Here is a 21,927-nt window from a genome sequence, read left to right as displayed (position 1 = left end):
TTCCCACCCTTCACACAACGCACCATGAGCCTGCACAACGTGACTCCCGGCCCCAAGGCCCCTGACCAGTTCAACGTGATCATCGAGATCCCGATGAACGGCGACCCGATCAAGTACGAGGTCGACCACGAGTCCGGCGCGTTGTTCGTTGACCGCTTCATGAGCACGGCGATGCACTACCCGTGCAACTACGGCTACATCCCCAACACGCTGGCCGACGATGGCGACCCGGTGGATGTGCTGGTGATCACGCCCGTGCCGCTGATCCCGGGCGTGGTGGTCACCTGCCGCCCGCTGGGCATGCTGAAGATGGACGACGAGGCCGGCGGCGACAACAAGCTGCTGGCCGTGCCCATCGACAAGATCCTGTCGATCTACACGCAGTGGCAGAAGCCCGAGGACCTCAACCCGATGCGGCTGCGGACCATCCAGCACTTTTTCGAGCACTACAAGGATCTCGAGCCCGGCAAGTGGGTCAAGGTGCTCGGCTGGGAAGGCCCCGAGGCCGCCAAGGCCGAGGTGTCGGCCGGCATCGCCCACTACGCGCGCAGCCACGCCGCCTGACGGCGCCTCAGGCGGTGCCCGGCGGTGTCGCCTTGAACGGGTTGCGCTCGCGCAACTCGTCGACGTAGGCGGCCACGCCGTCACCCTCGCGCTCCAGGAAGTCGGCCACCGCGCCGGCAAAGCGCTCGTCACGCAACCAGTGTGCCGAGTGCGTGGCCACCGGCAGCAGGCCACGGGCCATCTTGTGCGCGCCCTGTGCGCCACCCTCGAAGCGCTCGAAGCCCTCGGCCAGGCACCAGGCCAGCGGCTGGTAGTAGCAGGCCTCGAAGTGCAGGCAGCTCACGGCCTCGGTGGCGCCCCAGTAGCGGCCCCAGGCGGTGCGGCGCGGGCGGTCTATGGCGACCAGCGATGCCGCGATCGGGATGCCCTCGCGTTGGGCCACGAACATCAGCCAGTGCTCCGGCATCGTCGCCGCCATGCGCGCGAAGAAGCCACGGGTGAGGTAAGGCGTGCTGTGGTGCGCGGCATAGGTGAGTGCGTAGCAGTGGTGGAAGAAGTCCCACAGCGCAGGCGTGATGGCCGTGCCCTCATGGGCGCCGAAGACCACGCCCTGCTCGGCGACGCGGCGACGGTCCTGCTGGATCTTCTTGCGCTTGTCGCGCTGCAGGCGCGCCAGAAGCGCCGCGAAGTCGGGTGCCGGATCGGTGGCGTCTTGCTCCCAATGGAACTGGACGCCCCGGCGCAGCATCCAGCCGTCGGCCTTCAGCGCGGCGCGGTCGGTGTCGTCCACGAACAGCAGGTGCGCCGACGACAGCCGCGGATTCGCCGCCAGCAGCTGGCGCAGCGACTGCACCAGTGCCGCGCGCGCCGAAGCGTCGCGCGCCAGCAGCCTCGTGCCAGGCACAGGGGTGAACGGCACCGCGCCCAGCAGCTTGGGGTAGTAGCGCAGGCCGTGGCGGGCGTAGGCCTCGGCCCAGGCCCAGTCGAACACGTACTCGCCGTAGCTGTGCGTCTTGGCGTAAAGCGCCACGGCCGCGTGCAAGTCGTGGCCTCGCTCCAGAAGCACAAAGCATGGCGACCATCCGGTGTCCGGCGCCGCGCTGCCGCTGGCATGCAGCGCCGCGAGGTACTCATGCCGCAGAAAGGGCGTGGGTTGCGGCTGCGCCGCCAGCAGCGCGTTCCAGGACGCGCCGTCGAGCGATGTCGGGTCGTCGCAGACCCGGACGCGATAATCGTGCACGAGACTCCCGAGGTCAATCGACATGTCCATCCCAGCGTCCACCGTCGATCCGGCCCGACCCCCAGTGCGGGTGGCGCTGGCCCAGATCAACGCGACGGTCGGCGATCTGGACGGTAACGCAAGACTGATCGAGGCCGCCGCGCGAGCTGCCCACGCCCAGGGCGCCGCCCTGGTGTTGACGCCCGAGCTGGCGCTGACCGGCTACCCGCCCGAGGACCTGTTGCTGCGCCCGGCCTTCCTGGCCGAGAGTGCGCGCGTCCTCCAGGCGCTGGCCGAGCGGCTGGCCGACTGCGGCGGCCTCTGCGTCATCGTCGGTCACCCCCAGGCGGCCAACGAGCGCGGCGGCTGGCGCACGCGCTCGTTGGCCGTGGCCGAGCGATACAACGCCGCTTCGGTGCTGCAGGGCGGGCGGGTGGCCGGCACTTACGCCAAGCGTGAACTGCCCAACTATCAGGTGTTCGACGAGCGCCGCTACTTCGCCAGCGGGCGCGACGCCGGCCTGCCGCCGCTGGTCTTTGAGGCCGGCGGTTGCCGCTTCGGCGTGCTGATCTGCGAGGACGCCTGGTTCGACGAGCCCGGCCGTGCTGCGCGCGGGGCCGGCGCCGAACTGCTGTGCGTGCTCAACGCCAGTCCCTTCCACCTGGGGAAGGCCGGCGAGCGCGAGGAGCGCATGGCCGAGCGCTCGCGCGCCACGGGTTGCCCGCTGCTGTTTTCGCACCTCGTCGGCGGGCAGGACGAGGTGGTCTTTGACGGCGCCTCGTTCGTGCTCGACGCGCATGGGCAGATCGGCGCGCGCGCCGCCAGTTTTGAGCCGGCGCTGCTGCTGGCCGACATCGCGCCCAATGGCACGGTGGCTGGCCCGGTGGCGCCGCTGCCCGAGCCCGAGGCCCAGGTCTGGCAGGCCCTGGTGCTGGGCGTGCGCGACTACCTCGGCAAGAACGGATTCCCCGGCGCCATCATCGGCCTGTCGGGGGGCATCGATTCAGCCCTGGTGCTGGCCGTGGCGGTCGATGCACTCGGCGCCGACAAGGTGCGTGCGGTGATGATGCCCAGTCGCTACACGGCCGACATCTCCTGGCTGGACGCCCGCGACATGGCCGCGCGGCTGGGCGTGCGCTACGACGAGATCGCCATCGAGCCCATGTTCGACGCCTTCCGCGCGAGCCTGGCGCCGCAGTTCGCCGGCCTGGCCGAAGACACGGCGGAGGAGAACCTGCAGGCGCGCATCCGCGGCACGCTGCTGATGGCGCTGAGCAACAAGACCGGTGCCATCGTGCTGACCACCGGCAACAAGAGCGAGATGGCGACCGGCTACTGCACGTTGTACGGCGACATGGCCGGCGGCTTCGCCGTCATCAAGGACGTGGCCAAGACCCTCGTGTACCGCCTGGCCGAGTGGAAGAACCGCCAGCCCGCGCGCCGCGCCGATGGCAGCGTGGGCCCGGTGATCCCGGAGCGCATCATCACGCGCGCACCCTCGGCCGAACTGCGGCCCGACCAGACCGACCAGGACAGCCTGCCACCCTACGAGGTGCTCGACGACATCCTGGCGCAGTACATGGAAGAAGACCGCTCGATCGAGGAGATCGTGGCCGGCGGCCATGCCCGCGCCGACGTCGAGCGCGTCACGAGGCTGATCAAGCTGAACGAGTACAAGCGGCGCCAGGCCCCCGTGGGCATCCGCATCACCCACCGCGGTTTCGGGAGGGACTGGCGCTATCCCATCACCTCGAGGTTCCGTGCTTAAATCATCGGCAGTTCCATCCATGCCTCCGGAGTCGTCATGAAGCAGATCACGGCCATCATCAAGCCCTTCAAGCTCGAAGAGGTGCGCGAGGCGCTGGGCGATGTGGGCGTGTCCGGCCTCACGGTCACCGAGGTCAAGGGCTTCGGCCGGCAGAAGGGCCACACCGAGCTCTACCGCGGCGCGGAGTACGTGGTGGACTTCCTGCCCAAGGTGAAGGTCGAGGTCGTGGTCAAGGAAGCCGACGTCGACCGCTGCATCGAGGCCATCATCAAGGCCGCCAAGACGGGCAAGATCGGCGACGGCAAGATCTTCGTCACGGCGGTGGATCAGGTGGTGCGCATCCGCACCGGCGAGACGGACGAAGCGGCGATCTGACGACGGCTCCGCAAGGGCGGCGAACGCGCGCGACGCCATAGCGTAACGGCTCTTGACTTCGGGCTGACTGCTGGAGCGTGCCGCCAATGGCCCGCGAAGGCTGCACCTGGGTGTCCAGCCGCTGCAACATGCCGCCGCCGCGAGGCTGAACCGTCCCGGCGGTCGTAGACTGGCGCGATGAAGACCGACGACCTCATCGCCATCGACGTGCACACGCATGCCGAGGTGTCCTGCTGGAACCCCTTTGACAACTACGGCGAGGAGTACGACCGCGCGGCCGACAAGTACTTCGGAAGCAACCGCCGGCCCACCATCGCCGAGACGGTGGCCTACTACCGCGAGCGCAGGATCGGCTTGGTCATGTTCACGGTGGACAGCGAGAGCCAGCTCGGCCGGCGGCGCATTCCCAACGAGGAGATCGCCGAGGCCGCAAAGGCCAACGCGGACATGATGATCTGCTTCGGCAGCATCGACCCTCACAAAGGCAAGATGGGCGCCCGCGAGGCGCGCCGCCTGATCGAGGAGCACGGCGTCAGGGGCTTCAAGTTCCACCCGACAGTGCAGGGCTTCCTGCCCTACGACCGCATGGCCTGGCCGCTGTATGAGGTGATCGCCGAGTACAAGCTGCCGGCGATCTTCCACAGTGGCCACAGCGGCATCGGCAGCGGTATGCGTTGCGGCGGCGGACTGCGCCTGCAGAACAGCAACCCGATGCTGCTGGAAGACGTGGCGATCGCCTTCCCGGACATCGAGATCGTCATCGCCCACCCGAGCTGGCCCTGGCAGGACGAGGCGCTGAGCCTGGCGCTGCACAAACCCAACATCTGGATCGATCTGTCAGGCTGGAGCCCGAAGTACTTTCCGCCGCAGCTGGTGCAATACGCCAACACGCTGCTGAAGGACCGCATGCTGTTCGGCAGCGACTACCCGCTGATCACACCCGAGCGCTGGATGAAGGACTTCGACGAGGCCGGCTTCAAGGACAAGGTCAAGCCGCTGATCCTGAAGGACAACGCCATGCGGCTGCTGCGTCTGCGGGGCGCAGCAGCCTGAGCGTCTGCGGCACGGGCCGGTGGCGCTTCGTCAGCGTCGCGAGGCCGCAGTCTGCGGCTCCGCACCGTGACGAGCCGCCGAGGCATCCGTCCTGAGGCCCGCATCAGCCACCTCGACGGCCTTGATGTTCTGGGCCAGGTCTCCCTTCGGCCCCTGCACAAGGTCGTAGCTGACTTGACTGCCTTGCTTGAGGGTGCGGAAGCCGTCCATCTGCACGGCCGAGAAATGCGCGAACACATCGGCACCGCCCCCCTCGGGCTCGATGAAGCCGAAGCCCTTGGCATCGTTGAACCACTTGACTATGCCGATCGCCATGCAGGCCCCCTTCAGAGCAAGTCTGTACCTGGCGGAGATTCTGGGCATCGCGGCTTCGAGTGTCAACCGTCATCAACACAGTTGGGTGACATGCTGGGTTGACAAGAGAAGGGCTGAAGCCTGTCGCCGGTCTGACCGGGTGCAACGAATGCGCGGCAAACCCGGCCATCCTCGCACGTGCAACGGAGAGGGCTGTCGATAGAATCAGCCATGCCCGAGGAAACCCCTCCGTCTCCCCCGCCACGGCCTGCCGCGCCCCCGCGCGATCCGGATGGCGTGGTGGTGGCCGAGCGCAAGGCCGTGCGCACGAAGCCACCGGCTCCGTACCAGGTGGTGATGCTCAATGACGACTACACGCCGATGGAGTTCGTCGTCATGGTGTTGCAGCGGTTTTTCCACCGCGACATCGACACCGCCACCCACATCATGCTGCTCATCCACCGCGAAGGCCGTGGTATCTGTGGTGTGTATCCCAAGGATGTCGCTGCGACCAAGGTCGAGCTGGTGCTCACGGCGGCACGCCGTGAAGGGCACCCCCTGCAATGCATTATGGAGGCCGCATGATCGCCCAAGAGCTTGAAGTCAGCCTGCACATGGCCTTCGTCGAGGCGCGCCAGCAGCGGCATGAGTTCATCACCGTCGAGCATCTGCTGATGGCGCTGCTCGACAATCCCTCGGCCGCCGAAGTCCTGCGGGCCTGCGCGGCCAACATCGAAGACCTGCGCAAGAGCCTGTCGACCTTCATCCGCGAGAACACGCCGACGGTCGGCGGCACGGAAGAGGTGGACACGCAGCCGACGCTGGGCTTCCAGCGCGTCATCCAGCGCGCCATCATGCACGTTCAAAGCACGGGCAGCGGCAAGAAGGAGGTCACTGGCGCCAATGTGCTGGTGGCCATCTTCGGCGAGAAGGACAGCCACGCGGTCTATTACCTGCATCAGCAAGGCGTCACGAGGCTGGATGTCGTGAACTTCATCGCTCACGGCATCAAGAAGAGCGATCCACCGGAGCCGGCCAAGAGCAACGACAGCGGCGGTCCCGAGGGCGAGAAGGAAGAGGCCGGTGGCGGCGCCGACACCAAGGGCTCGCCGTTGGAGCAGTTCACGCAGAATCTCAACCAGCTCGCCCGCGATGGCAAAATCGACCCGCTGATCGGCCGCGAGCACGAGGTCGAACGCGTGATCCAGGTGCTGTGCCGTCGGCGCAAGAACAACCCGCTGCTGGTGGGCGAAGCCGGCGTGGGCAAGACGGCGATAGCCGAGGGCCTGGCCTGGCGCATCACCCAGGGCGCCGTGCCCGAGGTGCTGGCCGACGCCACCGTCTACGCGCTCGACATGGGCGCTCTGCTGGCCGGCACCAAGTACCGCGGCGACTTCGAGCAGCGCCTGAAGGGCGTGCTCAAGCAGCTGAAGGAGCACGCCAACGCAGTGCTGTTCATCGATGAGATCCATACCCTCATCGGCGCAGGCGCGGCCAGCGGCGGCACGCTCGACGCCAGCAACCTGCTCAAGCCCGCGCTCAGCAGCGGCGCCATGAAGTGCATCGGCGCCACCACCTTCACCGAGTACCGAGGCATCTTCGAGAAGGACGCGGCGCTGTCGCGGCGCTTTCAGAAGGTCGACGTCATCGAGCCCACGGTGGAGCAGACGGTGGAGATCCTCAAGGGTCTGAAGAGCCGCTTCGAGGAGCACCACAGTGTCAAGTACGCCGCCGGTGCGCTGCAGGCTGCGGCCGAGCTGTCGGCCAAGTACATCAACGACCGCCACCTGCCTGACAAGGCCATCGATGTGATCGACGAGGCCGGTGCGGCGCAGCGCATCTTGCCGGCGGCCAAGCGCAAAAAGACGATCACCCGCAATGAGGTCGAGGAGATCGTCGCCAAGATTGCGCGCATCCCGCCGCAGAGCGTCAACTCCGACGATCGCAGCAAGCTCAAGAGCCTGGATCGCGACTTGAAGAGCGTGGTCTTCGGCCAGGATCCGGCCATCGATGCGCTGGCCGCCGCCATCAAGATGGCGCGCAGTGGCCTGGGCAAGCCCGACAAGCCCATCGGCAGCTTTCTCTTCAGCGGCCCCACGGGAGTGGGCAAGACCGAGGTCGCCAAACAGCTGGCCTACGTCCTGGGCATCGACCTGATCCGCTTCGACATGAGCGAGTACATGGAGCGCCACGCCGTGAGCCGCCTGATCGGCGCGCCCCCGGGCTATGTGGGTTTCGACCAGGGCGGACTGCTCACCGAGGCCATCACCAAGAAGCCGCACGCCGTGCTGCTGCTCGATGAGATCGAGAAGGCGCACCCCGACGTCTTCAATGTGCTGCTGCAGGTCATGGACCACGGTACGCTGACCGACAACAACGGGCGCAAGGCCGACTTCCGCAACGTGATCATCATCATGACCACGAACGCGGGCGCGGAGACGATGAACAAGTCGACCATCGGCTTCACGACCAAGCGCGAGCAGGGCGACGAGATGGGTGACATCAAGCGGTTGTTCACGCCCGAGTTCCGCAATCGGCTGGACGCCATCGTGAACTTCCGCTCACTCGACGAAGAGATCATCCTGCGCGTGGTGGACAAGTTCCTGCTGCAGCTGGAGAGCCAGCTCGCCGAGAAGAAGGTCGAGGTCACCTTCAGCGATGCGCTGCGCAGGCACCTCGCCAAGAGGGGCTTTGACCCGCTGATGGGTGCGCGGCCGATGCAGCGGCTCATCCAGGACACGATACGCCGCGCGCTGGCCGATGAGTTGCTGTTCGGCCGCCTCGTTGACGGAGGCCGCCTCTCGGTCGACCTCGACGACCAGGGCGAGGTGCTGCTCGACATCCAGCCGCCCCGCAAGAGCGACAAGCCCAAGACGGAGCCGACGACGGTGTGAACCTGCCCGGTCCGCTCAGGGCCGGGCCAGAACTCTCGCAGGCAGGTCCGACGCCGGATCCTGCCGGTAGAAGTTTCTGAACTGCCCGTAAAGCGCCGCATGCTCGGCCCGCATGCGCGCTGGATCGACAAAAAAGCTTTCGCTTGCCACGGCGAAGAACTCCTCGACGGCGCTGGCTGCGTAGGGGTCCAGCGCGGTGTCTTCCTCGCGCTCCACGCGGGCCGCGAAGGTCTGGTACTCGCGGTCGAGCATCGCGCACCACCCGCCGCGGTCGATGCTCGGTGGCAGCAGCGGCACACCGTCGGCCAGCCCGTCGGCCATGTCGAGCACGTGCGCAAACTCGTGGATGACGACGTTGTAGCCCTGAGGGGCGCTCTGGCCGGCGCGGCGCACGTCCGGCCAGACCAGCATCACGGGGCCGCCTGCCATCGCTTCGCCGGCCAGCGGTTCTTCGTAGGCGTGGACGACGCCGTCGTCGTCGGCGTGCTCCCGCCTGGCCACCACGGGCTCGGGGTGCACCACGAGGCCCACAAAGCCGTCATAGCGCTCGATGCCCAAGCGCAGCACCGGCAGCGCTGCCTGCGCCGCGATCGCCACCGCAAGCGCATTCGTGAGCTGCAGGCTACCGGTGCAGACAAACTCCTTGCGGTCGAGAAACAGGCTCGTCAGCCGGCGCAGTTCGGCCGCGTCGGCAGGGTCACGTCGCTGCAGGAAGGGGTAGCGGACCAGGGTGCGCTTCCACAGATCGTCGGGGATGGCGCGACGGCGCACGGCCGCCTCGTCGCGGGCGCTGCGCCAGTCCTGCCAGAGCCTTCCGAGCATCGGAGCGGGGCAATCAGGTCGCGCGTGCCGGCGCCACGCGCTCGAAGCCGTCACGCGTCAGGCGCAGCACCTCGGCCCGGCCGGCGGTGTCCAGGTCCCAGTCGCTGAGCACGTGGCGCTTGAATCCGGGCGCCAGCGCGTGGCTGCCCGGGCGGTGGGTGTGGCCGTGCACCATCTCGCGGGTGCCCATCGCGTGCATCCACTTCACCGCTTCGGCAGGGTCGACGTCGGCCAGGCTGCTGCCGTCGAACTGTCGGCGCGTGCGGCTGGCCTGGCGGATCTCGGCCGCCATGGCCAGCCTGTCCGCCAGCGGGCGCGCCAGGAAGGCCTTGCGCCAGGCCTCGCCGCGCACTTCGGTCCGAAAAGCCTGGTATGGCCGGTCGTCGAGGCACAGCGCGTCGCCGTGCGTGAGCAGTACGCGCTGGCCCCAGGCATCAAGCACCGTGGGGTCGGGCAGGGCGCGCAGCCCGGCCTCGCGCCACAGCCGCGGGCCTGCCAGGAAGTCGCGGTTGCCCACCATGAAGGCCAGCTCGCGGTGGCTGGCCGCGTCGGCCATGGCAGCCACACAGCTCGCCTCGAAGGGACGGTCGACCTGCTCGTCGCCCACCCACAGTTCGAAGATGTCGCCCAGCATGACCACGCAGTCCGCCCGTGTATGGCGAAGGTGCGCCATCCAGGCCTCGGTGGTGCGTGGCAGGGCCTCGTCCAGGTGCAGGTCGGAAATGAAGTCGACAGCCTGCCAGCCCTCAGGGGCTGCCATCTCGAAGAAGGCCGGCAACCCGGCGGGTCTCACGGTCGCCGCGGGCGCGGTCGGCACGCCGCGCCCCGCCATCAGACGATCTCGGCGGCGCTGGTGATGAGCACGTCTTCCAGCGGCACGTCGTCGTGGAAGCCCTTGCGTCCGGTGCGCACCTTCTCGATGGTGTCGACCACGTCCATGCCGGCGACGACCTTGCCGAAGACGGCGTAGCCCCAGCCCTGGGCGCTTTCGCTCTTGAAGTCGAGGAAGCCGTTGTCGGTGGTGTTGATGAAGAACTGCGCCGTGGCCGAGTGCGGATCGGAGGTGCGCGCCATCGCCAGCGTGTAGTGCTTGTTCTTCAGGCCGTTGGAGGCCTCGTTGCGGATGGGCGCGAGCGTGCCCTTCTGCTTCATGCCGGGTTCGAAGCCGCCGCCCTGGAGCATGAAGCCCTTGATGACGCGGTGGAACACGGTGCCGTCGTAGTGGCCGGCCTTGACGTAGGCCAGGAAGTTGGCGGTCGACAAGGGCGCGGCCACGTCGTCGAGCTCGATGCGCAGGGTGCCTGCGCTGGTGTCCATCTGCACGGTCTTGGTCATGTCACTTCTCCACGGAAGTCTTGTTGATGGTGATCGGCGTGTTCGGTACGTTCTGGTGCATGCCCTGCGCCTGCGTCGGCACGGCCCGGATGCGGTCGACCACGTCCATGCCCTCGATGACGCGGCCGAACACGGCGTAGCCGCCGCCGAAGCTGTCCAGCCGCGGGTTGTCGACGACGTTGATGAAGAACTGCGCCGTGGCCGAGTCGGGGTTGTTGGTGCGCGCCATCGCCAGCGTGCCGCGCACGTTGCTCAGGCCGTTGCCAGCCTCGAGCTTGATCGGCGCCTTGGTGGGCTTCTCGCGCAGGCGCGCATCCATGCCGCCGCCCTGGATCATGAAGCCGTCGATGACGCGGTGGAACACCGTGCCGTCGTAGTGGCCGGCGCGCACGTAAGACATGAAGTTGGCCACCGTGCCCGGCGCCTTGGCGGCATCGAGCTCGATGACGATGTCGCCGGCCGAGGTGGCCAGCCGCACCTTCAGCGCCCAGGCAGACAAGGGCGCGGTCAGCGTGGCCAGCACGAGGCTGGCAGCCAGCAGGGGGCGAAGCAGTGCGTTCATCGGTCGGCGCGGCGGGGCCGCTGGTGAGTGGCGAAAGCGGCGCGCAGTCTACCGGGCTGCCGGTACCAGCAGCTCGCGCACGGCTTGCAGGCGGCGCGCCAATCGGGGCTCCAGCGGCGCAGTGGTGCCGAGCTGCTCCCAGTTGGCCACGGCCAGCATCAGGTGCACCTCCGCCAGGTTGGCGCGGGCGGCGCGGTGGCCTGGGTCGTTGCGCAGCGCGGCCTCGAGCGCCACGCGCGCCGCATCCAGCCGGCCGGCGCGGGCGTGCAGCAGGCCGAGGTTGTTGAAGGGCTCGGGCAGTTCGGGGAACTCCTGCGCGATGCGCGTGAAGAGCTCGGCGGCCTCGGCGTCGCGCCGCAGCTCCATCAGCACCACGCCGTGCACGAAGCGGGTCTGCGCTTCGCGCGGGCTCACCAACAGCGCTTGCTCGATGCGTTGCAGCGCCTCGGCGGCGCGGCCAGCCGCCAAAAGGGTGTTCACTTCGTCGGGCAGGGAGGCCGCGGCCAGCACGCCCGTGCACATCAGCCACGCCGCCACGCCGACCCGCCGGGCCAGGCGCGCGCAACGGACGCGGGCAGTGGCCTGAGACGGGGCGTTAGGCTGGGACACGGGGGGCAACGGGCAAGGGGGTGCCGCTATACTGAAAAATCCATTCTAGGGGGCCCCCGCCGGCCCCCTTGGCGCCTCTGAAACCCGCCCTTCCGCGATGACGCTGCACATCCACAACACGCTGACGCGCCGGCTCGAGCGCTTCGAGCCCATCGAACCCGGCCATGTGCGAATGTATGTCTGCGGCATCACGGTCTACGACCGCTGCCACCTGGGCCATGCCCGGATGGCGATGTCTTTCGACACGGTGGTGCGCTGGCTTCGGACCAGCGGCTGGCGCGTGACCTACGTCCGCAACATCACCGACATCGACGACAAGATCATCCGGCGCGCGGTCGAGCGCGGCAGCACGATCCGCGCGCTGACCGACGAGATGACTGCGCTGATGCACGCCGACTTCGACGCGCTGAAGCTGCTGCGGCCGACGCACGAGCCGCGTGCGACGGCGTACGTGCCGCAGATGCTGTCGATGATCGGCCGCCTTGAGCGCAACGGCCTGGCCTACCGCGCCAGGGCTGGCGATGACGCCGGCGACGTGAACTTCGCGGTGCGCAAGCAGCCGGGCTACGGCAAGCTCAGCGGCAAGAGCCTGGATGAGCTGCGCGCCGGCGAGCGCGTGGCCACCACCGCCGCCAAGGAAGACCCGCTGGACTTCGTGCTGTGGAAGGCGGCCAAGCCCACCGAGCCGGAGGACGCCATCTGGGACAGCCCCTTCGGCCGCGGCCGCCCCGGCTGGGCCATCGAGTGCTCGGCCATGGGCGAGGCGCTGCTGGGTGCACCCTTCGACATCCACGGTGGCGGTCTGGACCTGGTGTTCCCGCACCACGAAAACGAGATCGCGCAGAGTGAGGGTGCCGGCGCGCGCGAGTTCGTGCGCACCTGGATGCACAACGGTTTTCTCAACGTCGACGACACGAAGATGTCGAAGTCGCTGCACAACTTCTTCACCATTGCCGACGTGCTGAAGTCGGTCGACGGCGAGAGTCTGCGCCTGTTCATGCTGCGCACGCACTACCGCAGCCCGTTCAATTTCAGCGACACCGTGCTTGAAGAAGCGCGCAGCGCACTGCGCCGCCTGTACACCGCGCTGGACGCCGCGGGCAGCCCGCCGCCATTGGCGGCGATCGACTGGACCGAACCCCGCGCCGCCACTTTCAAGGCCGCGATGGACGACGACTTCAACACCGCCGGCGCCCTTGCCGTGTTGTTCGAGCTGGTGGGCAGCGTCAACCGCGGCGAGAAGGCCGACGCGGCGCTGCTGCGGTCTCTCGGGGGCGTGCTCGGCCTGCTTGAGCAGCCGCCGCGGCAGTGGCTGCAGGGCGGCGCCGTGGGCATCGACGAAGCCTGGGTCGCGCAGCGCATCGCTGCGCGTGCCGCGGCCAAGCAGGCCCGCGACTTCGCCGAGGCTGACCGCATCCGCCAACAGCTCGCCGAGCAGGGCGTGCTGCTGAAGGACTCGCCGCAAGGCACGACCTGGGTCCGCGCCTGATGGCCCCGTCGCGTGCCGCGCCGGAGCCGCCGGCCGGCTCTCCGGTCTACTGGGACGACGCGTGCAGGCATTTGTCGCGCCGAGACCGCGTCCTCAAGAAGCTGATCCCGCAGTTCGGCGAGGCCCGCCTGGCCAGCCGTGGCGACGCCTTCACGACGCTGGCGCGCAGCATCGTCGGCCAGCAGATCAGCGTGAAGGCCGCGCAGTCGGTCTGGGACCGGTTTGCTGCCGCCGTGGGCGGTGCGCCGCACCGGCTGGCGCCCAAGGCCGTGCTGGCCATCGCCACGCCCGCGATGCGCGAAGCCGGGCTGTCGGCGCGCAAGTGCGAGTATCTGCAGGATCTGGCCCGGCATTTCGCCGACGGCCGGGCCAAGCCGGCGCACTGGGGCGCGATGGACGACGAGGCCATCGTCGCCGAGCTCGAGGCCATCCGTGGCATCGGCCGCTGGACGGCCGAGATGTTCCTCATCTTCCACTTGATGCGGCCCGATGTGCTGCCGCTGGACGACCTCGGGCTGCTCAAGGGCATCAGCCTGAGCTACTTCAGCGGCGAGCCCGTTTCGCGCGCCGACGCGCGCGAGGTGGCCGAGGCCTGGGCACCTTACCGCTCGGTGGCGACTTGGTACATTTGGCGCAGCCTGGACCCGCTCCCCGTGGAGTACTGACAACGCGACGAGCCGCCGAGCCATGAGCAAACGACATTTCCTGGAGTTCGAGAACCCGATCGCCGAGCTCGAAGGCAAGATCGAGGAACTGCGTTACGTGCAGACCGAGTCGGCGGTGGACATTTCCGACGAGATCGAGCGCCTGAGCGAAAAGAGCCAGCAGCTCACGCGCGACATCTTCGCCAACCTCACGCCCTGGCAGGTGACGCTGATCGCGCGCCATCCGCAGCGGCCCTACACGCTGGACTACGTGAACGAGGTCTTCACCGACTTCCACGAGTTGCACGGCGACCGCCACTACGCCGATGACCTGTCCATCGTCGGCGGTCTGGCGCGCTTCAACGGCCTGCCCTGCATGGTGGTGGGCCACCAGAAGGGCCGTGACACGAAGGAGCGCACGCTGCGCAACTTCGGCATGAGCCGGCCCGAGGGCTACCGCAAGGCGCTGCGCCTGATGCACCTGGCACAGAAGTTCGGCCTGCCGGTCTTCACCTTCGTCGACACGCCCGGCGCCTACCCCGGCATCGGCGCCGAAGAGCGCGGACAGTCCGAGGCCATCGGCCGCAACATCTTCGAGATGGCGCAGCTCGAGGTGCCCATCATCAGCACCATCATCGGCGAGGGCGGCTCCGGCGGTGCGCTGGCCATCAGCGTCGCCGATCAGGTGCTGATGCTGCAGTACAGCGTTTACTCGGTGATTTCGCCTGAGGGCTGCGCCAGCATCCTGTGGAAGACGGCCGAGCGGGCATCCGAGGCCGCGGAGGCCCTGGGCATCACCGCGCACCGCCTCAAGGCCCTGGGCCTGGTGGACAAGATCGTCAGCGAGCCCGTGGGCGGCGCGCACCGCGATCTGCCCTGGATGTCGGCCCAGCTCAAGCGCGCGCTGGCCGATGCCTTGCGCCAGGTGAGCGATCTCAAGCCCAAGGACCTGCTCAACCGCCGCTACGAGCGGCTGCGCGCCTACGGCCGGTACACCGACAGCAAGGACCACTGACGTGGCCGGGCCGCCGCGTGTGGCCGTGGCCACCAGCGGCGGCCCCGATTCCACCGCGCTGCTGCACTGCACGCTGGCGCAGGCCGGCCAGGCGGGCGTTGAGGTCTGGGCCTTGCACGTGCACCACGGGCTGATGCCCGAGGCCGATGCCTGGCAGGCGCAGGTGGCGCGCCAGGCGCGGCGCTGGGGCGCTCGCTACGCGACCGAACGGCTGCAAGGCGCGCCGGCCAAGGGCGACAGCGTGGAGGCCTGGGCTCGTCAGGGCCGCTACGCCGCGCTGGCGCGGATGGCGAAGGCGGCTGGCTGTGGTCTCGTGCTGCTGGCCCAACACCGGCGCGACCAAGCCGAGACCTGGCTGCTTCAGGCCCTGCGCGGCGCCGGCAACGCGGGCCTGAGCGCGATGCCACGGCAGGCGCAGCGCGACGGCGTCACTTTCGCGCGGCCCTGGCTCGACCAGCCCCGCGGGGCCATCGAGGCCTATGTGCGCCGGCACCGCCTGCGGGTGGTGGACGACGCCAGCAATGCCGACCCGCGCTATGCCCGCAGCCGCTTGCGCCAGGCCGTGTGGCCGGCCTTGCAGGCCGCCTTCCCGCAGGTGGACACGGTGTTGACGATGGCGGCGCGCCACGCCCAGGCGGCGCAGGCCTTGGCCGACGAGGTGGCCACTGCCGACGCCTCGGGCGTGCTTTACGGCGAGGTCTTGCGACTGGCACCCTGGCGCGCGCTGAGCCCGGCTCGCCGCGCGAACCTGCTGCGCGCCTGGCTGCAGCAGTGCCTGGGGCAGGGCGCGCCGCAGACGCTGGTGGAGCGCCTGCTGGCCGAAGCTGCGGCCGGTGTGGCCCCGGCGCGCTGGCCCGCCCCGGGCGCCACCGTGTGCCGCCGTGGCGGCGAGCTGACGGTGCACCTGGCGGCTGGCGCGACTGGGCATCGTCAGCGCGCGACCTAGAATCCCAAGCCTTGCCTTGAAGGCGCCGCGTTTGGCGTCCGCGTCGGCGACCTCCTTCCCAACGACCCTGCAGCGCCAGCCATGGCATTGATCGTTCACAAGTACGGTGGCACCAGCATGGGTTCCACCGAACGCATCCGCAGCGTCGCGCAGCGCGTCGCCAAGTGGGTGCGCGCCGGCCACCAGATCGTCGTCGTGCCCTCAGCCATGAGTGGCGAGACCAACCGGCTGCTCGGTCTGGCCAAGGAACTGATGCCCAACGCCGGCACCCCCGAGGCCCTGCGCGAGCTCGACGCCGTGGCCGCCACCGGCGAGCAGGTCAGCGTCGGGCTGCTGGCGCTGGCCCTCCAGGCCCAGGGCCTGCAGGCCGTGAGCTACGGTGGCTGGCAGGTGCCGATCCGCACCGACAGCGCCTACTCCAAGGCGCGCATCACGCACATCGACGACAGCCGCGTTCGCGCAGATCTGGCCGCCGGCAAGGTGGTGGTGATCACCGGCTTCCAGGGCATCGACGACCAGGGCAGGGTCACCACACTGGGCCGTGGCGGCAGCGACACCAGCGCGGTGGCCGTGGCCGCGGCGATGAAGGCCACCGAGTGCCTGATCTACACCGACGTCGACGGCGTCTACACCACCGACCCGCGCATCGTGCCCGAGGCGCGGCGCCTGGCCACCATCAGCTTCGAGGAGATGCTCGAGCTGGCCAGCCAGGGCAGCAAGGTGCTGCAGATCCGCTCGGTGGAGTTTGCCGGCAAGTACCGCGTGCCCACACGCGTGCTGTCCAGCTTCACGCCCTGGGACATCCCGATCGACGAAGAGGCCCGCTCGGGCACGCTCATCACTTTCGAGGAAGACGAGAAGATGGAACAAGCCGTGGTGGCCGGCATCGCGTTCAACCGCGACGAGGCCAAGATCTCCGTCATCGGCGTGCCCGACAAACCGGGCATCGCCTATGCACTGCTGGGCCCGGTGGCCGAGGCCAACATCGACGTCGACGTCATCATCCAGAACGTGAGCCACGACGGGCGCACCGACTTCAGCTTCACGGTCCACCGCAACGACTACGCGCGCGCGCTTGACGTGCTCAAGACCACCGTGCTGCCCGCCGTGGGCGCGGCAGAGGTGCGCGGCGACGCCAGGATCTGCAAGGTCAGCATCGTCGGCATCGGCATGAAGAGCCACGTTGGCGTGGCGGCGACGATGTTCCGAACGCTCTCGGAGGAGGGCATCAACATCCAGATGATCACCACCAGCGAGATCAAGACCAGCGTGGTGATCGACGAAAAGTACATGGAGCTCGCCGTGCGCGCGCTGCACAAGGCCTTCGGGCTGGAGCAGGCCGCTGCCTGAGCGCAGCCGATGGGCGCGTGTTCTGCGGCTAGAATGCGCGCCACTTCGCCGGAGTCGTGACCGAGTGGCCGAAGGTGCTCCCCTGCTAAGGGAGTATGTGGGCAAAACCTGCATCGAGGGTTCGAATCCCTCCGACTCCGCCAGCGTGTTTCCTCCCACGGTGCACGCGAGTCCAGACCGGGTGAAGCGCCCGATGCGGTCCTCCCTCGATCATTCGCACCGGGTGCAGACCATGGCAGGGCGATGGAACTGATGCCTCGGCACCCTTTCGCCCGGGCCGGCCTGCTGACCGGCTTCCTGTGCGCCAGCCTGTTCGGCCTGTACGGCTGCAGCACGCTGCCCCTGTGGATGGTGGTCCAGGGCAAGGCCGAGATCACGGACCACCGGCACTTCGACAATGCGCCTGTCGCGCGCGCACCCGTGCCATCGACCTTGCCCGGCACACCCCCGGGTGCACCGGTGGTGCTGCGATGGCCCGGCGGCTTGTCGGCTGAGGCGGCTGCAGCCCAGCTTGCCGAGCGCGATACCGTGGCGCTGCTGGTGTTGCGCCGTGGTGTGCTGGTGCACGAGGAGTACTTCAACGGGTTCAACCGCGACACCCTGGGCAGCTCTTTCTCAGTGGCCAAGTCGGTGGTGTCGCTGCTTATCGGCGTGGCCATCGCCGAGGGCCACATCCAAGGCGTGGACGACCCCGTCACCCGCTACCTGCCCGAGCTGCTGGTCCAGGATGCTCGCTTCGGCCAGATCACCTTGCGCCACCTGCTGCTCATGCGCAGCGGCATCGACTTCCAGGAAAGCTACAACGTGCCTTGGTCGCAGGCGGCGCGCTTCTACCTTGCCCCCGACCTGAAGGCCGAAGTGGCCCGTTTGCGCATCAAGACGCCGCCCGACCAAGCCTACTCCTACCAGAGCGGCGACACGCAACTGCTGGGCATGGCGCTGGAACGTGCGGTGGGCACATCCCTGGCGGCTTATCTGCAGCACCGCCTTTGGCAACCGATGGGCGCCGAGTTCGACGCCAGCTGGAGCCTGGACAGCCGCGCCGCCGGTGTGGCGCGTGCCTTCTGCTGCCTCAACGCCCGTGCGGTGGACTACCTGCGCCTGGGCCAGCTGGTGTTGAACGGTGGGCGCGCTGCCAACGGTGCCCAGCTCGTTGACGCTGAGTGGCTGCGGCAGAGCACGGCCGTCCAGCAGCGGCCCGGCGTCGACGCAGCGGCCCGCCGCAATCTTGAAAGACCGGCCAGCCGCCTCCAGGCCTTCTATGCCTGGCAGTGGCGGCGCGCGCTCTCATCGGCGCAGACGGAGGCCGGTCAGCAAGCGGCGGCCCGCCTCCCCGGCACGTCGGCCTGGCCCGATGCCCTCACCGCCGAGCCCGGCGACGACTTCTATGCCGAAGGCCTGCGCGGGCAATACATCTACATCGCACCAGCGACACAGACGGTGATCGTGCGCCTGGGGCGTGAACGAGGCGGCCTGTTCTGGCCGGCCTGGCTGGGCGAGCTGGCGCGGCTGAATCCCTGAGTACGCCTGCGGCTAGACCGCCGCGCTCACCGGGCTCAGACCGGGGTCGTGCGCCTCGCTGCCCAGCTTGAAGACCGCCACCGCGGACACCAGCCGGGTGGCCTGCTGTTTCAGGCTTTCGGCAGCCGCCGCGCTCTCCTCGACCAGCGCGGCGTTCTGCTGCGTCGCCTGATCGATCTGGCTGACCGCCCCGACGATCTGGCTGACGCCGGCACTCTGCTCGCTGCTGGCGGCGCTGATCTCGCCCATGATGTCGGTCACCCGCTTGATGGACGTCACCACCTCGGTCATGGTGTTGCCGGCGCGGTCCACCAGCACGCTGCCCTGCTCCACGCGCGCCACACTGGCCGTGATCAGGCCCTTGATCTGCTTGGCGGCCTCGGAACTGCGCTGCGCCAGGCTGCGCACCTCGCTGGCGACCACAGCAAAGCCGCGGCCCTGCTCGCCGGCCCGCGCGGCCTCGACCGCAGCGTTCAGCGCCAGGATGTTGGTCTGGAAAGCGATGCCGTCGATGACGCTGGTGATGTCGGCGATCTTCTTGCTGCTGTCGTTGATGCCTCGCATGGTCTCGACAACCTGGCTCACCACCTCGCCACCGTCGACGGCCACGGCGCTGGCGTTCATGGCCAGCTGGTTGGCCTGGCGAGCGCTGTCAGCGCTGGTCTTCACGGTGCCGCCCAGCTCCTCCATCGACGCGGCGGTCTGTTGCAGCGTGCTGGCCTGCCGTTCGGTCCGCTGGCTCAGATCGGCGTTGCCGCTGGCGATCTGCGCGCTGGCGGTGGCCACGCCATCGCTGTTGTGGCGAACCGACCTGACGATCTCGCGAAGCCGATCGTTCATGTGCGCAAGGGCGCCCAGCAACTGGGCCGCCTCATTGCTGCCGTTGACAGTGAGGCGGCTGCTCAGGTCGCCCTGCGCCACGGCCTTGGCGACATCGAGGCCCCGGGTAAGGGCGCGCATGAGATGCTGGCTGACCGTCCACAGTGCACCCAGCCCCAGCAGGGCCAGCAGAAGGGCCGTGCCAGTGGCCGTGATCGCCTGCCCGAAGAGCCCGTCGACGCTGCTGGCCCGCTGGTTGGCCGCTTCTTCGATGGCCGCCGACATCGCTTCGAGTTCGGTTTCGAGCTCATCAAACGTCCGTTCGAACGCCGGACGCAGGCTTTGCGCCTTGCCGGTGTCGGTCAGGGCCGCCTCAACCAGGGCCTTGGACGCCGTTCGGTATGCAGTGGCCTTCTCAATGGCGGCCATGCCTGCCTGGCCCAGATCGCCGCCGCCCTCCGTGCGCAGGATCTCCAGCTGCTCGGCCAGCGTGTTGCCGTTTTCGACGACGTCCTTGCGGATCGCCGCGGCCTCGCTGGCTTCGGCTTGCGGGCCGGCCAGCATCGCGGACAGCGCATCCGAGCGCAGGGCGTCGTGCATCATGTCCACCATGCCCGCTGCCCGGGACATGCGCACGTCGCGCGCCAGGTCCGCAGCCAACACCTTGCCGCGCTGGCTTTCGTAGACGCTGACTCCACCGAGGCAGAGTGCCCCCAGCAGGGCCGACACCATCGCACCCCGCAGCAGCCGTCTGAGAGAGAAGCGGTCCAGAAACGCAGTGGTCTTCATGACGATTTCCTCCGGCCTAGAACGCCAGCTTCACGCCAAGCGACAAGGCCTTCGGTCGCCCGCCACTCATCTGTTGTCCGTAGGCGATGTCGAGCACCCATTTCTCGGGCACAGCCGTCCAGCGCAGGCCGAAGTTCCAGCTGGGCGCGGCGCGGTCGTCACCGGTCAGCTCGCCCATCAGGGCCACGGGGCCCCAGCCGCCGTGTTCCAGGGCCAGGCCCCAGGTCGTGGCGCCGCGTCGTTCCAGTGCGTCGCTTTCGTGTCCCAGGTTGGCGTGCAGCAGCCACTGGGGGTTCAGGCTCCGCGTGTGCAGCAGGCTCACCGCGGTGCTGGCGTGTTCGCGGCCCTGGCCCTGCTCATGGATCCACCGCACAGACCCGCTCACGGACCAACTGGCGTCATCACCCGGCACGAGTGACACCTTGCCTGCGGCCGTGGTGCCGCGCACCCGCGCACCGTCTTCCTTGGCCTGGTCGACGGCCAGCGCCACTTGCACACTGGCCCCGACGCCACAACCCAGCTGCAGACTCCGGCCCGTTGTGGTCGCGCTGTCGGCCTTGTCGCGCGAGAGCACGGCCTCGATCTCGCAGCTGCCCTTGTCGAGCACGCCGGTGTCGTCGGTGGCCAGGGGCCGGGCAGCGTGGGCCGCAGCGGCAAGCGCGACCCCCGTGAGGCCGACCAAAGTCTTGTGGATCAGAGTCGTCTGCATGTCGGAAGTCCTGTGCGCGGTTGCCGAAAGGCGCCCCCCGAACGGCCGCCGGGTGCGCTGACCACCGTGTTTTCGGCTGCACGCCGCAGACCTTGAGCAGCGCTCACGAGCACCCATCCGGGCCCTTGCCCGCGCGTTGAGCCTCCTCAGCAACTGCGCCGTGGCGATGCCTACCGTCAGGCGTGCGCCCAAACGGCCAGGCCACCAGGGCAACGGGCGAGCCTGCGTCCGCGGCATGCCGCAGCGCCGCCAGCGATCGCGGTGGCCCCACGGCCACGGGTGCCAGCACGTGCGGGAGCAGCACCACGTTGCGCATCGGAATCAGCGGCAGCACTTTGGCGGGCAGCGATGCTCTCGGTGCGGAAGGCGCGGTCGGCGCTGCGGGTTCTGGCACGGGGTGTCCTGTGTCGGCACGCCTGGGGCGCGCTCCCGGGCCGTCGCTTGATCTCACGCTGCGCTCCTTCTGCGCTGGGCCGACCTCGACGAAGCAGTCGGTGCGCGACGCCAGGTGCCATGGCGCCTCACCGCGCAGCACCGCGATCTGTGCACCCGTGAGCAGCGCACGGGCGTCCAGACCCACCTGCGTGGCCGGATGGGCGGCCATCGGCCGGCTGTCACCGGCGATGATCCGGTGCAGCCCCGGCACGATCGAAGGGGCCACCACCACGGTGAGGCGCCGCCGCGCGCAGCCTCAGGGGATCTGGTGCACCTCGCGCCAACCCGTCATCATCTGGCCTGCGGCGGCGCCGGCAGCGACGATGGTGCGGCCCATAGGGTTGCCGATCCCGGTTTCGAACGCGGCGTTCAGTCGGGCCCTTCAGTCGGGCCCACCGCAGGACATCGTCGCCGGGTTGCCCGCCGGCGTCCAGGGCGCTGTGCAGGCCCATGGTGCCGACGGTGAGTGTGCCCGTCTTGTCGCTGCACAGCACATCGATGCCGCCCAGGCCCTCGATGGCGTCGAGCCGCCGCACCAGCAAACCGGCGGCGGCGGCCAGCCAGCGCGCGCCGTGCGCCAGCGACACACACACGTGTTGGCCGGCAGCCGCTCGGGCGACCCCGAGTTCGACACCAAAAGCCGAGTTCGAGCGATTTCCTCGCCCCGGCGCCGAGGCAATCACCAAGTTAGCGCTGCAGCGCCAGTTCTTCCGTAGTGGCACGCCATGCGTGCGAGGGTATTGGCATGCAACAGGGAGGCGGCTACACCCCCGCC

23 protein-coding genes and 1 tRNA gene are annotated in these 21,927 nt (G+C 68.8%); 13 read left to right on the top strand and 11 right to left on the bottom strand.

The annotated features are described in order from the left end of the window. The first annotated feature begins 24 nt into the window (after window positions 1–24). The gene (ppa, locus tag KA711_10800) at window positions 25–564 is read left to right on the top strand and encodes an inorganic diphosphatase (protein ID MCM0609460.1); all 540 of its coding nucleotides are present in this window, start codon (window positions 25–27) and stop codon (window positions 562–564) included. Between the two features lie 7 nt (window positions 565–571). Here ppa and KA711_10795 read toward each other — a convergent pair whose 3' ends face one another. Then, the gene (locus KA711_10795) at window positions 572–1,768 is read right to left on the bottom strand and encodes an N-acetyltransferase (protein MCM0609459.1); all 1,197 of its coding nucleotides are present in this window, start codon (window positions 1,766–1,768) and stop codon (window positions 572–574) included. Here KA711_10795 and KA711_10790 point away from each other — a divergent pair. The 3 genes from KA711_10790 to KA711_10780 all read left to right on the top strand — a co-directional run bounded on the left by KA711_10790 (window position 1,767) and on the right by KA711_10780 (window position 4,919). Continuing rightward, a complete protein-coding gene (locus KA711_10790; protein ID MCM0609458.1) occupies window positions 1,767–3,491 on the top strand; it encodes an NAD+ synthase in 1,725 nt (574 codons plus the stop codon). The genes KA711_10795 and KA711_10790 overlap by 2 nt on opposite strands. A 36-nt stretch (window positions 3,492–3,527) precedes the next feature. Continuing rightward, window positions 3,528–3,866, top strand: a complete 339-nt coding sequence (locus tag KA711_10785) for a P-II family nitrogen regulator (protein ID MCM0609457.1) — start codon at window positions 3,528–3,530, stop codon at window positions 3,864–3,866. 177 nt (window positions 3,867–4,043) lie between these two features. Further along, window positions 4,044–4,919, top strand: a complete 876-nt coding sequence (locus tag KA711_10780; protein ID MCM0609456.1) for an amidohydrolase — start codon at window positions 4,044–4,046, stop codon at window positions 4,917–4,919. A 30-nt stretch (window positions 4,920–4,949) separates the two neighbouring features. Here KA711_10780 and KA711_10775 read toward each other — a convergent pair whose 3' ends face one another. Then, window positions 4,950–5,234, bottom strand: a complete 285-nt coding sequence (locus tag KA711_10775; GenBank protein ID MCM0609455.1) for a cold shock domain-containing protein — start codon at window positions 5,232–5,234, stop codon at window positions 4,950–4,952. A 210-nt stretch (window positions 5,235–5,444) separates the two neighbouring features. Between KA711_10775 and clpS the strand changes: the two genes are divergently transcribed. Together clpS and clpA are read left to right on the top strand one after the other, a co-directional pair. Further along, the gene (gene clpS / locus KA711_10770; GenBank protein MCM0609454.1) at window positions 5,445–5,798 is read left to right on the top strand and encodes an ATP-dependent Clp protease adapter ClpS; all 354 of its coding nucleotides are present in this window, start codon (window positions 5,445–5,447) and stop codon (window positions 5,796–5,798) included. Next, window positions 5,795–8,107 (top strand): ATP-dependent Clp protease ATP-binding subunit ClpA, encoded by a 2,313-nt coding sequence (clpA, locus tag KA711_10765; GenBank protein MCM0609453.1) that lies wholly within the window; start codon window positions 5,795–5,797, stop codon window positions 8,105–8,107. The genes clpS and clpA overlap by 4 nt, the downstream gene beginning before the upstream one ends. 15 nt (window positions 8,108–8,122) lie before the next feature. Here clpA and KA711_10760 read toward each other — a convergent pair whose 3' ends face one another. From KA711_10760 to KA711_10740, 5 genes are read right to left on the bottom strand one after another with little or no spacing between them, the layout of a single operon-like run. Further along, on the bottom strand, window positions 8,123–8,929 hold the full coding sequence (locus KA711_10760; protein ID MCM0609452.1) for a zinc-dependent peptidase: 807 nt from the start codon (window positions 8,927–8,929) through the stop codon (window positions 8,123–8,125). Window positions 8,930–8,942: 13 nt separating this feature from the next. Further along, window positions 8,943–9,761 carry a UDP-2,3-diacylglucosamine diphosphatase gene (locus tag KA711_10755; protein MCM0609451.1) on the bottom strand — a complete coding sequence of 273 codons (819 nt, stop codon included), beginning with the start codon at window positions 9,759–9,761 and terminating at the stop codon, window positions 8,943–8,945. Next, window positions 9,761–10,264, bottom strand: coding sequence for a peptidyl-prolyl cis-trans isomerase (locus KA711_10750; protein MCM0609450.1), 504 nt, complete (start codon window positions 10,262–10,264; stop codon window positions 9,761–9,763). Before KA711_10750 ends, KA711_10755 begins: the two co-directional genes overlap by 1 nt. A 1-nt stretch (window position 10,265) precedes the next feature. Then, complete coding sequence (locus tag KA711_10745) at window positions 10,266–10,826, bottom strand: peptidyl-prolyl cis-trans isomerase (protein MCM0609449.1); 561 nt, start codon at window positions 10,824–10,826, stop codon at window positions 10,266–10,268. A 48-nt stretch (window positions 10,827–10,874) separates the two neighbouring features. Further along, complete coding sequence (locus KA711_10740; protein ID MCM0609448.1) at window positions 10,875–11,348, bottom strand: tetratricopeptide repeat protein; 474 nt, start codon at window positions 11,346–11,348, stop codon at window positions 10,875–10,877. Between the two features lie 184 nt (window positions 11,349–11,532). On the opposite strand from KA711_10740, the gene cysS reads away from it, so the two are divergent. From cysS to KA711_10705, 7 genes are all read left to right on the top strand, one after another. Continuing rightward, window positions 11,533–12,924 (top strand): cysteine--tRNA ligase, encoded by a 1,392-nt coding sequence (gene cysS / locus KA711_10735; protein ID MCM0609447.1) that lies wholly within the window; start codon window positions 11,533–11,535, stop codon window positions 12,922–12,924. After that, window positions 12,924–13,589, top strand: coding sequence for a DNA-3-methyladenine glycosylase 2 family protein (locus KA711_10730; GenBank protein ID MCM0609446.1), 666 nt, complete (start codon window positions 12,924–12,926; stop codon window positions 13,587–13,589). The genes cysS and KA711_10730 overlap by 1 nt, the downstream gene beginning before the upstream one ends. A 22-nt stretch (window positions 13,590–13,611) precedes the next feature. Further along, a complete protein-coding gene (locus KA711_10725) occupies window positions 13,612–14,583 on the top strand; it encodes an acetyl-CoA carboxylase carboxyltransferase subunit alpha (protein MCM0609445.1) in 972 nt (323 codons plus the stop codon). A gap of 19 nt (window positions 14,584–14,602) precedes the next feature. After that, complete coding sequence (gene tilS / locus KA711_10720; protein MCM0609444.1) at window positions 14,603–15,529, top strand: tRNA lysidine(34) synthetase TilS; 927 nt, start codon at window positions 14,603–14,605, stop codon at window positions 15,527–15,529. Window positions 15,530–15,610: 81 nt separating this feature from the next. Next, on the top strand, window positions 15,611–16,879 hold the full coding sequence (locus KA711_10715; GenBank protein ID MCM0609443.1) for an aspartate kinase: 1,269 nt from the start codon (window positions 15,611–15,613) through the stop codon (window positions 16,877–16,879). A 50-nt stretch (window positions 16,880–16,929) separates the two neighbouring features. Continuing rightward, window positions 16,930–17,022: transfer RNA gene (locus KA711_10710), tRNA-Ser, on the top strand. Window positions 17,023–17,122: 100 nt separating this feature from the next. Continuing rightward, window positions 17,123–18,400 (top strand): serine hydrolase, encoded by a 1,278-nt coding sequence (locus KA711_10705; protein ID MCM0609442.1) that lies wholly within the window; start codon window positions 17,123–17,125, stop codon window positions 18,398–18,400. A gap of 12 nt (window positions 18,401–18,412) precedes the next feature. Here KA711_10705 and KA711_10700 read toward each other — a convergent pair whose 3' ends face one another. The 4 genes from KA711_10700 to KA711_10685 all read right to left on the bottom strand — a co-directional run bounded on the left by KA711_10700 (window position 18,413) and on the right by KA711_10685 (window position 21,739). After that, window positions 18,413–19,951: a HAMP domain-containing protein gene (locus KA711_10700; GenBank protein MCM0609441.1), complete on the bottom strand. Its 1,539-nt coding sequence runs from the start codon at window positions 19,949–19,951 to the stop codon at window positions 18,413–18,415. A 73-nt stretch (window positions 19,952–20,024) separates the two neighbouring features. After that, window positions 20,025–20,717, bottom strand: coding sequence for a hypothetical protein (locus tag KA711_10695; protein MCM0609440.1), 693 nt, complete (start codon window positions 20,715–20,717; stop codon window positions 20,025–20,027). A gap of 103 nt (window positions 20,718–20,820) precedes the next feature. Next, the gene (locus KA711_10690; GenBank protein MCM0609439.1) at window positions 20,821–21,321 is read right to left on the bottom strand and encodes a hypothetical protein; all 501 of its coding nucleotides are present in this window, start codon (window positions 21,319–21,321) and stop codon (window positions 20,821–20,823) included. A 10-nt stretch (window positions 21,322–21,331) separates the two neighbouring features. Then, complete coding sequence (locus tag KA711_10685; protein MCM0609438.1) at window positions 21,332–21,739, bottom strand: hypothetical protein; 408 nt, start codon at window positions 21,737–21,739, stop codon at window positions 21,332–21,334. Window positions 21,740–21,927 lie beyond the last annotated feature (188 nt).

Origin of the sequence: Ideonella sp. WA131b, assembly GCA_023657425.1 — a bacterium.
Taxonomy (GTDB): Bacteria; Pseudomonadota; Gammaproteobacteria; order Burkholderiales; family Burkholderiaceae_C; genus Rubrivivax.
This window is presented reverse-complemented; position numbering and strand designations above follow the sequence as displayed.